This window comes from Qipengyuania pacifica (assembly GCF_019711555.1).
Classification (GTDB): domain Bacteria; phylum Pseudomonadota; class Alphaproteobacteria; order Sphingomonadales; family Sphingomonadaceae; genus Qipengyuania; species Qipengyuania pacifica.
In genome coordinates, this window is record NZ_JAIGNQ010000003.1 from 457,511 (window position 1) to 470,539 (window position 13,029).

The following is a 13,029-nucleotide window of genomic DNA, read 5'->3' on the forward strand; positions in this document are numbered from 1 at the left end:
ACATGGGGGCGGATCGTCCCCATATCGCGCGCATGACAAAACAGAACAAGCACCGGCAGCCCAAGGGACTGCCGAACAAAGAACAGATTCTCGAATTCATCCAGACCTCCGACACACCTGCGGGCAAGCGCGAAATCGCGAAGGCCTTCGGGCTCAAGGGGCAGGAAAAGATCGCGCTGAAAAAGCGCCTCAAGGACATGGCCGAAGAAGGCCTGATCGATGGCAAGCGCACGGCCTATCACCGCATGGGCGGCGTGCCCAAGGTGACCGTCCTCAAGATCATCGCGATCGAGGATGGGGAGCCTGTTGCCGAGCCCGAAAACTGGTCGCCCGACACCAAGGAAAAGCCGCCTCGCCTGATGGTGAAGGAAAGCAAGAAGATGGCCGCGCTCAAACGCGGCGATCGCATCCTTGCGCGGAACGAAGAAACCGAACGCGGGTGGCGCGCCACGCCGATCAAGAAGCTGCCTGCGCGCACCGAAGGTCTGATGGGCGTGGTCGAGAAGGACGGTAGCGGCAATTACTGGCTGGCCCCTGTCGACAAGCGCGTGCGCGATTCCGCCCCCATCGGCGATGTCGGCGAGGCCGCGGAAGGCGAGCTGGTACTGGCCGAGCGCATGGGCAAATCCGCCCGCTCCAAGGTCAAGGTCGTCGAAGTGATCGGCGATCCGCTGGCGCCCAAGGCCTTCAGCCTGATCGCGATTGCCAAGCATGGCATCCCGCATGTCTTCCCGCAGGAAACCATCGCCGAGGCGGAACGCGCAGTCGACCTGCCGCTTTCGAGCGAGCACCGCGAAGACCTGCGCGATGTTCCCATCGTCGCCATCGACCCCGCCGATGCCCGCGACCATGACGATGCCATCTGGGCCGAGCCGGACGGGAAGGGCGGTTATCGCGCCATCATCGCGATTGCCGATGTCAGCTATTACGTCCGCCCGGGCGGCGCGCTCGATCGCGAAGCGCGCAAACGCGGCAATTCGGTCTATTTCCCCGACCGCGTCGTCCCCATGCTGCCCGAGGTGCTGAGCGCCGACGTCTGCAGTCTCAAGGAAGACGTGGATCGTGCGGCCATGGCCTGTCACATCCGCATCGACGCGGAAGGCAGGATCAGCGACTGGCGCTTTACCCGCGCCATTGTCCGTCTGGCCCGGAACATCGCCTATGAAGACGCGCAGGCGGCGATCGATGCAGGCGACGCGCCCGAATATCTGCAGAACCTGTGGGGCGCGTGGAAACTGCTGTTCAAGGCCCGCCAGGCGCGAGATCCGCTCGACCTCGAACTGCCGGAGCGGCAGGTACGGCTTAACGACGAAGGCGTGATCGAGGAAATCGCCATACGCGAACGGCTCGATGCGCACCGCGTGGTAGAGGATTTCATGATCGCCGCCAATGTCGCTGCCGCCAAGGCGCTGGAGGCTAAGGCTGCGCCGGTCGTCTACCGCATCCACGAGACGCCGAGCCGCGAAAAGCTGATGGCGTTCAAGGAATATCTCGCCAGTCAGGGGCGCAAGTTCGCGCTGGGCCAGGTCATCACGCCGGGCCTGTTCAACCGCATGCTTAAGGACGTGTCGGATCCGGCCGAAAAGGCGCTGATCATGGAAGCCGTGCTGCGCAGCCAGACGCAGGCCTATTACGGCCCGGCCAATGCAGGGCACTTCGGCCTCTCGCTCGGCAGCTACGCCCACTTCACATCGCCGATCCGCCGTTATGCCGATCTTCTCGTGCACCGCGCGCTGGTGGACGCCTACAAGCTGGAACAACCCAAGCCCAAGATCGATCTGCCGGACGGTACGGGTCTATCCGACCGGGACAGGGATGCGCTGCATCAGATCACCGATGCGATCAGCCAGACCGAACGGCGCGCGATGGAGGCGGAGCGCGATACGATCGATCGCTATGTCGCGGCGTGGCTCTCGGGCCGTGTGGGCGAGACATTCGACACCCGCATCACCGGCGTTCAGGGCTTTGGCTTCTTCGCCACCATCGACAAGCTGGGCGGTGACGGCCTGGTCCCCGTCAGCACGCTGGGCCGCGAATATTTCACCTATGACGAAAAGGCGCAGAAGCTTGTCGGGGAAAAGACCGGTACCGAATATGCGACGGGCGACCGGCTCAAGCTGAAGCTGGCAGAAGCCAACGCGCTGACCGGCGCGCTCAAATTCGAAGTGCCGGACAGCGATGGCAAAGGTATCGAACCGCGCGGCAATCGTCCTGCGCCCAAAAAGCGCACCCATCAGAAGAAAGGCGCGGGCGCACCGCGTCAGACGCACGATCAGGGCAAACGCGGACGACCCGGCAATATCCGCCATCAGGGCCGCCGCAAGTAGCGACCACCACTCTTATCGCGAGCAACCCCGCAGGGCCTGGGCGGCAACCCCCTTCAGGCGTCGGCACGGCCTGCGGCTGCTCGCAATGATCCTTGAAGACGAAGCGCTTCAGGCCAGTTCGTCGATCCGTTCGCGGCTCAGCCCGCCGGGCACGAGATAGAGCGGGCAGGGCAGGTGCCCCGCATGGCCTGCGAAATGCGTCACCAGCGGGCCGGAGCCCCCTTCGGCGCTCGTGGCCAGCACCAGCGCGGCGATGTTGCCATGCTCCTCGATATATTTGCGGATGACGTCCGCCGGCGGGCCGGGACGAACGGCGATGGTGGGCATCTTGCCCATTTCGCCGAAAATATTTCCGGCTGCACTGTTGGCCATGACCTCGGCGCGTTCGCGCGCTTCCTGTTCGATGGTCGCCTGAACGCCGCCGAATGCATTGAAGGTCTGTTGCGGGACCAGGGCGAGGATGTGGACCGAACCGTCGGTTTTCTGCGCCCGCAGCGATGCAAAGCGCAAGGCCTGCTTCGCTTCGTCCGTTTCATCCATCACGACTAGATAAGTACGCATATCTGCTCCCCGTCTCCCTCGGCTGCGGATTACTCGCTAATTCGTATTCTGCGCAAGGACCTTGCGAGGACCGCACCTTTTCGCCAGAGGTGCGGGCGCACAATCTCCCCAGCGAGGACGTAACGTAAACAGCCATGCCAACGCCGATCAAGATGCCCGCCCTTTCGCCCACCATGGAGGAGGGCACGCTCGCCAAATGGCTTGTGAAGCCGGGTGATACGGTCAGCGCCGGCGACATCATGGCCGAAATCGAAACCGACAAGGCGACGATGGAATTCGAAGCTGTGGACGAAGGCACCATTGCCTCGATCGCAGTCGAAGCAGGAACCGAAGGCGTAAAGGTCGGCACGGTGATCGCCATTCTCGCCGAAGAAGGCGAAGATGTGGACGAGGCGGCAGCCGCCGCTCCATCCGGCGATGAAGAGCCTGCCGAAGAAAAACCCGCCAGGGACGAATCCGAAGACAAATCGGAACCGGCCACGGCCGCACCGCGCGAAAGCGCCAAGCCCGCACGCGCATCGGTGGATACCGATACCAAGGCACCCGCCGCGCCGAAGGACGATAGCGGTGAACGCATCATCGCATCGCCCCTGGCTCGCCGCATCGCCGAGCAGAACCGCGTCGATCTTTCCACCATAACCGGCTCCGGTCCGCGTGGCAGGATCGTTAAGGCAGATGTCGAAAGCGCAGAAGGCGGCTCGGCCAAATCCGCTGCCGATACCTCCGCTCCCAAGGACAAGGACGAAGCGAAATCTTCCGCTAAGGCACCCGCCAGCGATCACGGCGCGCCTTACGAGGAAGAAAAGCTCTCCAATGTGCGCAAGGTCATTGCGCGCCGCCTCACCGAGAGCAAGCAGCAGGTCCCGCATTATTACCTTGCCGTGGACATCCGTCTCGATGCGCTGCTCGACCTGCGCAAACAGCTCAATGCCGGTCTGGAAGCGGACGGGGTCAAGCTGTCGGTCAACGATCTGCTGATCAAGGCACTGGCCCGCGCGCTGATGCGCGTGCCCGATTGCAACGTCAGCTATCAGGGCGATACGCTGCACCGTTACAGCCGTGCCGATGTCTCGGTCGCGGTGGCTGCCCCCAGCGGCCTCATCACGCCGATCATCACGGAGGCCGATACGCGCGGTCTTGCCTCGATCAGTACCAATATGAAGGAACTGGCCGAGAAGGCCCGTGAAGGCAAATTGCAGCCGCACGAATATCAGGGCGGCACCGCCAGCCTGTCCAACCTCGGCATGTTCGGCATCAAGCAGTTCGACGCGGTCATCAACCCACCGCAGGGCATGATCATGGCCGTGGGTGCTGGCGAACAGCGCCCCTATGTCGTCGACGGCGCATTGCAGGTCGCCACGGTGATGACCGCCAGTGGCAGCTTCGATCACCGCGCCATCGATGGTGCTACCGGCGCGCAACTGATGGAAGCGTTCAAGAACCTGATCGAAAACCCGATGGGACTGGTTGTATGAAAATGTTCAAGCACATCGCACCGCTGGCCTCCCTTGCGCTGGTCGCTGCCTGCTCCAATGGCGGCGACGTGGACGAACAGGCGGAGATGACGCCCGATCAGACTGCTTCCAGCGCACCGGCGGACACAGCGACGGAGCCGACCGAAACGACTGCGCCGACCACCACGCCCGGATCGGATGCGGCCGCGCCGCTTGCATCCGGAACCTGGCAGGTAGTCGATACGCGTCTGACCAGACCTGGCGGCGTCCAGGCGATCGGCGACGCCGAACTCGAAGCCGCGCGTTCGCTCCAGCTGGTGGTGTCCGACGATGACGTGCGGTGGCGGGGAAATGCCATCGGGACGACGTTGAAGGCATATAGTTTCGGGGACAATTGTTCATCGCCGGAACGCGTTACCGAGTCGGAAGGCCGCTTCGCCCTGCGTTGCTCCGATGGGCAGTTCTTCGGTCCCTCGAGCGCGGATGAGCCATCCTTTGCCACTCAGCCTGATGGCACTGTGACGGTGAACTGGTACGACGGCATCACCCTGATCCTCCGCCAGCGCTGATGACCGGGGACAGTCGCACCCCGTTCATTCGCGTCACGGCCATGCCGACCGACCTCAACCCCTATGGCGGGGTGTTCGGCGGGTGGCTGATGAGCCAGATGGCGCTTGGCGCCGGCAGCCTCGCCAGTCGCGAGGGGCGGGGCAAGGCCGTGGTCGTCTCGGCCACTGACTTCGCCTTTCCCGGCGCGATGTCGGTGGGGGACGAACTGTCGGTCTATTGCGCGATCGAAGCAACCGGAAACACTTCGCTGACCATCTCCGCCGAAGCGATCGCGCGCGAGCGGAATGGCGATGCGGAAACCAAGGTCGGGCAGGGCACGTTCAAATTCGTCCTGCTCGATGAAAACGACCGGCCCCGTGCAGTGGCGGAGCGGTGGGCATGATCGCTGTCCTACAGGACTGCGAATATGCGATGGGTGCGATCATGACTCCGATATCCCCCATCGACGCTGCACCTTGCACAGGCTCTCCGCACGCCGACACCCGGCTGCACCAAGCCGACATTTTCACGGTGCAAGCCGACAGGCGCGCGGCGCAAAGCGACACGCCGAAGGCGCAAGCCGACACCAAATCCCGGCAAGCTGACGCCTTTGCGCACAAGCCGACTTCTTTTGCCTCTGGACTGTGTAACACCCGGTCCATGTCTCGGGCGAACACACAACTGACAGGTACGAATCATGGCTGACAAATACGACGTAATCGTGCTCGGCAGCGGACCCGGCGGCTATGTCGCGGCTATCCGCTGCGCGCAGCTCGGGCTCAAAACCGCCATCGTGGAACGCGAACTGCTGGGCGGCATCTGCCTCAACTGGGGCTGTATCCCGACCAAGGCGCTGCTGCGTTCGGCGGAGATCCTGCATTACGCGCAGCACGCCAAGGATTACGGCCTCAAGATCGCGGGCGAGATCGAAGCCGATCTGGACGCGGTCGTGAAGCGCAGTCGCGGCGTCGCCAAGCAGCTCAATCAGGGCGTCACGCATCTGATGAAGAAGAACAAGATCGCCGTCCACATGGGCGAGGGCACGCTGACCGGTCCGACCAGCCTCACGGTGAAGGGTGAAAAGGGCGACGAAAAGCTCACCGCCAAACACATCATCGTTGCCACCGGCGCCCGGGCGCGCGACCTGCCCTTCGCCAAGGCGGACGGCAAGCGCGTGTGGACCTATCGCCATGCCATGACGCCCAAGGAAATGCCCAAGAAGCTGCTCGTCATCGGCAGTGGGGCGATCGGCATCGAGTTCGCCAGCTTCTACAACGACATGGGCTGCGATGTGACCGTGGTCGAAATGCTCGACCGGATCGTGCCGGTGGAAGACAAGGACGTCTCGGCCTTCCTCGAAAAGAGCCTGTCCAAGCAGGGCATGACCATCATGACCGGCGCCGGCGTCGAAGATCTCAAGGTTTCGGACAAGGGCGTGAAGGCCAAGATCAAGGACAGCAAGGGCAAGGTCACCGAAACCGAATTCAGCCACTGCATCACCGCTATTGGCATCGTGCCGAACACCGAAGACATCGGCCTCGACAAGCTGGCGGATGTGGAAAAGGGCTTCATCCAAATCGACGACTACGGCCGCACGAAGTCCAAGGGCCTGTGGGCCATCGGCGACTGCACGCCCGGCCCCTGGCTGGCGCACAAGGCGAGCCACGAAGGCGTCACCACGGCCGAAGCGATTGCGAAAGAGCTTGGCAACAAGGATGTCCATCCCCACCCGCTCGACCGCAACAACATCCCGGGCTGCACCTATTGCCATCCGCAGATCGCCAGTGTCGGCCTGACCGAAGCCAAGGCGAAGGAAGCAGGCCACGAGGTGAAGGCGGGGACCTTCCCCTTCATCGGCAACGGCAAGGCCATCGCGCTAGGCGAGGCGGAAGGCTTCGTGAAGACCGTGTTCGATGCGAAGACCGGCGAACTGCTCGGCGCGCACATGGTCGGCGCCGAAGTGACCGAGATGATCCAGGGCTTCGTCGTCGGCAAGACGCTCGAGACGACCGAAGCGGAACTGATGCAGACGGTGTTCCCGCACCCGACGATCAGCGAAAGCATGCATGAGAGCGTGCTTGCGAGTTACGGGCGCGCGCTGCATATCTAGCCTGCGCTGCACATAGGGGGAGGGCGAGATGACCGGTTTCCTGATACTCGCCTTCCTCATCCTCGTGGCGATGGTCGTGTCCGTACCGCTCGCCACGCGGTTCGGGCTGGGCTCCGTGCTCGGTTACCTGCTGGCTGGCATGGCGATCGCGCCCCTGTTGGCCGCCCTCAACGTCGATGTCGTGGCCCTGCAGGTCTTCGCCGAATTCGGCGTCGTGATGATGCTCTTCATCATCGGCCTCGAAATGGAACCGCGCCGCCTGTGGGACATGCGCGGCAAGCTATTGGGGCTGGGTGGCGGGCAGGTCGTCCTGACGACTGCGGTCATTACCGGCATCGCCCTGCTCGATGCCCGGCCATGGCAGACGGCGGTGGCGATCGGCATGATCCTGGCCCTGTCGTCGACTGCGATCATCGTCCAGTCGCTGACCGAGAAGAAACTCATGCGCACCGAAGGTGGTGAAGCAAGCTTCTCGGTCCTGTTGGTCCAGGACGTCGCGGTCATCCCCATCCTCGCCCTCCTGCCGCTGCTGGCCATGCCCGGTCTCTATGCGTCGAGTGGCGGCCCCGTCGGTGCAGGCGCGCATCACGGAATTGACCTCACCGCCTCCATGCCGATGTGGCTCGCCGCCATCGCCCGCATCGGCGCGGTCGCCGCGGTGGTGGTCATCGGCATCTACGCGATCCGCCCCCTGTTCCGTTTCATTGCCGCCGCCCGCTTGCGTGAGCTGTTCACCGGCGCTGCCCTGCTGGTTGTAATCGGCATCGCCCTGCTGATGTCGCTTGTCGGCCTGTCTCCGGCGCTCGGCGCCTTCGTGGCGGGTGTCGTTCTTGCGACCAGCGAATATCGGCATGAACTGGAAAGCGATATCGATCCGATCAAGGGCCTGCTGCTGGGCCTCTTCTTCATCACCGTCGGCGCTGGCATCGATTTCGACCTTGCTGCGCAGATATGGCAGGAAGTCGTGTTCTGGGCGGCAGTCGTCATCGCTGCGAAGTTCATCGTGCTGGCTGCTGTCGGGTGGTTTTACGGCCTGCGCAAACAGGCGCTCTGGCTCTTCTGCCTCAGCCTTCCACAGGCCGGCGAATTCGCCTTCGTGCTGATTGCCTTTGCGCTCGCCAATTTCGTCATCGACAGCGCCCTGGCCGATCTCATGCTGCTCGTTGTGGCCCTGACCATGCTGGTCACGCCGCTGCTCTTCATTCTCTACGACAAGGTCATTGCCCATTCCTACTGCAAGGGGATGGAACGCGAACCGGACGCCATCGATGAAGAGAACGAGATCATTATCGCTGGACGCGGCCGGGTTGGCGGGATCGTCGATCGCATGCTCCAGACGGCCGGTTACACCACGACCGTGGTCGATTACGACAGCAGCCATCTGGAAATCCTGCAGAAGTTCGGCGTCCGCACCTATTACGGCGATGCGACACGCCCCGATCTGCTCCACGCGGCAGGCATCGCCCGCGCGAAGCTGCTCGTCGTCGCACTGGATGAGCGCGAACAGATCGACAAGCTCGTGAAATACGCCGTGCAGACCTTCCCGGACCTGCATGTCATCGCCCGGGCGAAAGATCGCAACCATGTCTACGAACTGTGGGCCTATGGTTGCAGAGACGTCATCCGCGAGACCTACGATGCCAGCATTCGTATCGGGCGATCCGCGTACGAGGCGCTGGGCGTAGACCGCCAGAATGCCATCGCGATGGCCGGCGCCTTCGAGGAAATGGACCGCAGTTCGATGCTCGAAATCGCCGAGGTCTACGACATGGACATACCGCCGATGGAAAACGAGGCGCTGGTGGCGAAGATCAGGGAATTGCGTGCAAGATGGGATCCGGTCCTGCGTGAACAGATGGATGAGATCGTCAAGAGAGGTCAATGACACAAGGCACCCACAATTACGTAGCTGATGATCGCAACGCATCGGTCGTCATCGACATCAACGGGGACCACTTCCCGCGACCGGACGCGAAGATCAGCGTTTTCGACAGCGGCTTCATGTTGGGCGACGGCGTATGGGAAGGCATCCGGCTGCATCATGGCCGCCTCGCCTTCCTGGATCGGCACCTCGACCGTCTGTGGCGCGGAGCGAAGGCCATCCACATGGATATCGGGGTCTCGCGAGAAGAACTGGAACGCCGCCTCTACGCCGTGCTCGATGCAAACGGCATGCATGGCGATGGCGTCCATATCCGCCTGATGGTGACGCGCGGCATCCGTTCGACGCCATATCAGGATCCGCGCGTGGTGGTGACGCCCGCCACGATCGTGATCATCCCGGAATGGAAGGAGCCTGCGCCCGAAACCGCCACGCGGATGCTCAAGCTGGCCACCGTCCACGTGCGCCGGGGCTATCCCGACGTTCAGGATCCTATGCTGAATTCGCACAGCAAGCTCAACTGCATAACGGCATGCATTCAGGCGGCGCAGGCTGGTGCCGACGAGGGGCTGATGCTCGACCCGCACGGGTTTGTCGCGACCTGCAATTCCACCCATTTCTTCATCGTCAAGGATGGGGAGGTGTGGACCTCCAGCGGCGACTACTGCCTCGACGGGATCACGCGCGGGGTCGTCATCGAGATCGCGCGGAATGCCGGCATTACCGTGCGCGAACGCAATTTCTCGCTGACCCACGTCTATGGCGCGGACGAAGCCTTCACCACGGGCACTTTCGCCGGCGTGGCACCTATCGGCTCGATCGACGGACGGGTGCTTGGTGACCAACGCGGCGCAATGGTCGAGAGGCTCCAACAGCTCTATCTGGCGCGACTTGCTGACGACGTGAGTGAAAGGAGCCGCCCATGACCATCCGCATCGCCATGTGGTCCGGCCCGCGCAACATCTCGACCGCGATGATGCGCAGTTTCGGTGGGCGCCCCGACTGTGCGGTTTCGGACGAGCCATTCTACGGCGCCTTCCTGCAGGCGACCGGCGAACCGCATCCGCTGGCAGCGGAAACGATCGCCGATATGGATTGCGACTGGCATTCGGTGCTGGCCACCCAATCCGGGCACCCGCCCGGTGGCGAACCGGTCTGGTACCAGAAGCACATGCCGCACCACATGGTAGGCCCGGTGTCGATTGCCGACATGCCCGACCACCGGCACGCCTTCTTGATAAGAGCGCCGGAACGGGTCGTTGCAAGTTACCAGCAGAAGAATGAACTGCGGCGTGCCGAACTGCTTGGTTTCTCTCGTTTGCGGCGGTATTTCGATTACGAGCGGGAGCGTAAGGGGACCGTCGCGCCCGTCGTGGACTCAGATGCCATCCTCAATGATCCGCCAATGATGCTGGAAAAGCTTTGTGCGGCTTTGGGCATCGGTTGGGACACTTCGATGTTGCATTGGCAAACCGGTCCACACCCCGAAGACGGCGTTTGGGGCCGGCATTGGTACGACAAGGTCAACGCGTCGACTGGCTTCGGTAAACCACCCGCGGACCTGCCACAATTGGAGGGGGCATTTGCCGATGTGGCGGCCGAATGCCGTGAGGATTACGAGGCCCTATTGCAACACGCCTTGTGATGCGTCCTGTCGCAAAGTAAAATCGTTTCATCGCAACCTCTTGCGCCGGATTTCGCACCGTTCGTTTCTTCCCCAGAGGAGACAGAGATGGAATACGAAATCAGGGACGACCCGCAAGGCCTAGAAGAGTGGGATCATGCCAACCGGGACGGCGGATTGGTCGAAGACCATGTCGCTCTGGAAAGGCAGCGAAGCACGCGCGAGGCAGGCTATCGGGAGCAGGATCGCAGGAGCACCTCCTCGGGCGCGCCATTGCAGGCGGAGTAGCTGGCGGACAGGGTGGGATTCGAACCCACGAAGGGCTTGCACCCTTGCCGGTTTTCAAGACCGGTGCATTCAACCGCTCTGCCACCTGTCCGCGAGCCGAGGCTAGCTAGTCGTATCTTTTCGATTTGTCACGTCTTTGCGGGAACATCGATAGCGGGTTCTCCGTACACGACAGATGACACTTGCCGTTCAGCTTCACTCTGCGACAACCTCTCCATGATTTTTCAAAGATTTTTAGCCGCCCTCGGGGCCCTAGCACTCGCGCTCCCAGGTTTGCCGGCGAATGCTCAGGACAATCTGAGTTTCGATGCCTACCTGCAATTGCTCATCGCGCGCGCGCGGGCGGAAGGGGTCAGCGAGGCTACGCTGCAACGAATGACGTCGGGTCTTCAGCCAAGCAGTCGTGTGATCGAACTCGATCAAAGCCAGCCTGGCTCGTCGAGTGGCTCCGGCTATCCTCCGCTCGCCCCTTACATCGCCACGCATGTCGATTCGGCACGGATTAGTGGTGGGCGCAGTGCCCGCGCGACCTGGTCTGGCCCTTTACGGGCGATCGAACGGCAATATGGCGTTCCGGCCGAAATTCTTGTCGCCATCTGGGGGCATGAAACAGCCTACGGTGCCGTGAAGGGTGGTTTCGACTTGTCGCAATCGCTGGCTACCCTCGCTTGGGAAGGTCGCCGCCGCGATCTGTTTGCGAGCGAATGGGTTGCGCTCATGAAAGTGGCTGACAAGGGCTACTCGCGTAGCGAACTGAAAGGTAGCTGGGCAGGTGCCTTCGGCAATCCGCAATTCCTGCCGTCGGTCTATCTGCGGCTAGCAACGGATGGCGATGGTGATGGCCGGGCAGATATCATGAACAACAGCGCCGATGCGCTCGCCTCCATTGCCAATTATTTTCGCGATGCAGGATGGCGCACCGGCCAACCCTGGGGTGTACGCGCCTCGGTTCCCTCTGGCTTCAACGTGAACGCCTACCGCAGCCCCATCGTCGCTCCTGTCTGCTCGCGCGTGCACGAGCGCCATAGCGTTTACAAGCCGGTCCGCGAATGGCGCAGCCTCGGCATCCAACCACAACGCGGGATTGGTGATGATACGCTCGCGACGCTGTTCCAGCCTGACGGGCCGGGCACGCCGGCGTGGCTGCTGACTTCGAACTATCGGGTTATCCTCGAGTATAATTGCTCGAACTATTACGCGATGAGTGTGGGGCTGCTCGCTGATGAAATCGCCAATTAAGACTGCGCTTGCCGTAGTCACTGCATTGGCCGCGCTCGCGCCAGCCGTTGGCGCGAGCTATGCCAAGGTCCAGCCGGACGATACTTCCTCGTCTGTCAGCACCGGTCCTGCAGCAGATTACCCGGTGGTAATCGGCGAGCCTTATGTGATCGACGGCGTAACCTACACGCCGATTGACACGATGAATTACGATCAGGTCGGCTATGTGACCGAAGACGCCCCCGGCGCGCCGGGCATAACCGGGGCGCATCGCATCCTGCCGCTTCCCAGTTATGTCGAGGTGACATCGCTGGATAGCGGCCGAACAATCCTCGTTAGGCTTGAACGGCGTGGGCCAATGACCGGCGACGGCCTGGTGGCCCTGTCTGCACCCGCGTTGGCGCAATTGGGCGTTGTCGCAGGAGCACCGATCCGCATGCGACGCGTAAATCCGCCCGAAGACCATCGGGCTGACCTCCGCGCCGGAAATGAAGCCCCCCTTCGCATGAACACGCCCGCCGGTCTGCTCGAGGTCCTGCGCCGACGCTTGCCGGAACAGGGCGCCGCGCCGCTTGGTGATCCGCGTCAGGCTATCATCAGCGGCAAGGAACCTACCGACAGCATCGTGACGGCAATCGACCCGACAAGCGAAGCCGTCATGACGTCAGAGCGGACTGAGCCGGCAGACGTCGAGCCTGCCGCAGTCGCCGCGCCCATGACGCCAGGTGCCGAGTTGGCCGAAGAGGGTGAAGGCGCTGCAGAACCGGCCCAACCATCGAGCCCGCCAACTGCGGAAGGTGGCTATGTCGTGCAGCTCGGTGCTTTTGCCATCCGCGCCAATGCCGAGAAGCTTGCGCGTGAGGTCGATGGCAGCATCGCTACCAGCGGTCGGTTCTCCTTGGTTCGCGTCGGGCCCTTCACAAGCCGTGGACAGGTCGAACAGGCGCTCGCCAAGCTGCGCGCGCGCGGTTATAGCGATGCTCTGATACATTCACTGGACTGACAGGCCGCGGCTC

General features: G+C 62.6%; 12 protein-coding genes and 1 tRNA gene. 11 read left to right on the plus strand and 2 right to left on the minus strand.

Annotated features, from left to right (window positions below):
* The first annotated feature begins 32 nt into the window (after nt 1–32).
* Nucleotides 33–2,327, plus strand: coding sequence for a ribonuclease R (gene rnr, locus K3177_RS11915; RefSeq protein WP_221598419.1), 2,295 nt, complete (start codon nt 33–35; stop codon nt 2,325–2,327).
* 108 nt (nt 2,328–2,435) lie between these two features.
* On the opposite strand, the gene K3177_RS11920 is transcribed toward rnr, so the two are convergent.
* Nucleotides 2,436–2,888 (minus strand): universal stress protein, encoded by a 453-nt coding sequence (locus K3177_RS11920; RefSeq protein WP_103025024.1) that lies wholly within the window; start codon nt 2,886–2,888, stop codon nt 2,436–2,438.
* Nucleotides 2,889–3,022: 134 nt separating this feature from the next.
* Between K3177_RS11920 and K3177_RS11925 the strand changes: the two genes are divergently transcribed.
* From K3177_RS11925 to K3177_RS11960, 8 genes are all read left to right on the plus strand, one after another.
* The gene (locus tag K3177_RS11925) at nt 3,023–4,363 is read left to right on the plus strand and encodes a pyruvate dehydrogenase complex dihydrolipoamide acetyltransferase (RefSeq protein WP_221598420.1); all 1,341 of its coding nucleotides are present in this window, start codon (nt 3,023–3,025) and stop codon (nt 4,361–4,363) included.
* The gene (locus K3177_RS11930; RefSeq protein WP_221598421.1) at nt 4,360–4,911 is read left to right on the plus strand and encodes a hypothetical protein; all 552 of its coding nucleotides are present in this window, start codon (nt 4,360–4,362) and stop codon (nt 4,909–4,911) included. The genes K3177_RS11925 and K3177_RS11930 overlap by 4 nt, the downstream gene beginning before the upstream one ends.
* A complete protein-coding gene (locus K3177_RS11935) occupies nt 4,911–5,294 on the plus strand; it encodes an acyl-CoA thioesterase (protein ID WP_247714436.1) in 384 nt (127 codons plus the stop codon). Before K3177_RS11930 ends, K3177_RS11935 begins: the two co-directional genes overlap by 1 nt.
* Before the next feature lie 294 nt (nt 5,295–5,588).
* Nucleotides 5,589–7,001 (plus strand): dihydrolipoyl dehydrogenase, encoded by a 1,413-nt coding sequence (lpdA, locus tag K3177_RS11940; RefSeq protein ID WP_221598422.1) that lies wholly within the window; start codon nt 5,589–5,591, stop codon nt 6,999–7,001.
* A gap of 28 nt (nt 7,002–7,029) precedes the next feature.
* Nucleotides 7,030–8,886, plus strand: a complete 1,857-nt coding sequence (locus K3177_RS11945) for a cation:proton antiporter domain-containing protein (RefSeq protein ID WP_221598423.1) — start codon at nt 7,030–7,032, stop codon at nt 8,884–8,886.
* A complete protein-coding gene (locus K3177_RS11950; protein WP_221598424.1) occupies nt 8,883–9,809 on the plus strand; it encodes an aminotransferase class IV in 927 nt (308 codons plus the stop codon). The genes K3177_RS11945 and K3177_RS11950 overlap by 4 nt, the downstream gene beginning before the upstream one ends.
* The gene (locus K3177_RS11955) at nt 9,806–10,528 is read left to right on the plus strand and encodes a sulfotransferase (RefSeq protein ID WP_221598425.1); all 723 of its coding nucleotides are present in this window, start codon (nt 9,806–9,808) and stop codon (nt 10,526–10,528) included. Before K3177_RS11950 ends, K3177_RS11955 begins: the two co-directional genes overlap by 4 nt.
* A gap of 87 nt (nt 10,529–10,615) precedes the next feature.
* Nucleotides 10,616–10,795 (plus strand): hypothetical protein, encoded by a 180-nt coding sequence (locus K3177_RS11960; protein WP_221598426.1) that lies wholly within the window; start codon nt 10,616–10,618, stop codon nt 10,793–10,795.
* A 1-nt stretch (nt 10,796) separates the two neighbouring features.
* Here K3177_RS11960 and K3177_RS11965 read toward each other — a convergent pair.
* Nucleotides 10,797–10,886, minus strand: a tRNA-Ser gene (locus K3177_RS11965).
* A 125-nt stretch (nt 10,887–11,011) separates the two neighbouring features.
* Here K3177_RS11965 and K3177_RS11970 point away from each other — a divergent pair.
* Both K3177_RS11970 and K3177_RS11975 read left to right on the plus strand, forming a co-directional pair.
* Complete coding sequence (locus K3177_RS11970; protein ID WP_221598427.1) at nt 11,012–12,034, plus strand: lytic murein transglycosylase; 1,023 nt, start codon at nt 11,012–11,014, stop codon at nt 12,032–12,034.
* Nucleotides 12,018–13,016: an SPOR domain-containing protein gene (locus K3177_RS11975; RefSeq protein ID WP_221598428.1), complete on the plus strand. Its 999-nt coding sequence runs from the start codon at nt 12,018–12,020 to the stop codon at nt 13,014–13,016. Before K3177_RS11970 ends, K3177_RS11975 begins: the two co-directional genes overlap by 17 nt.
* Nucleotides 13,017–13,029 lie beyond the last annotated feature (13 nt).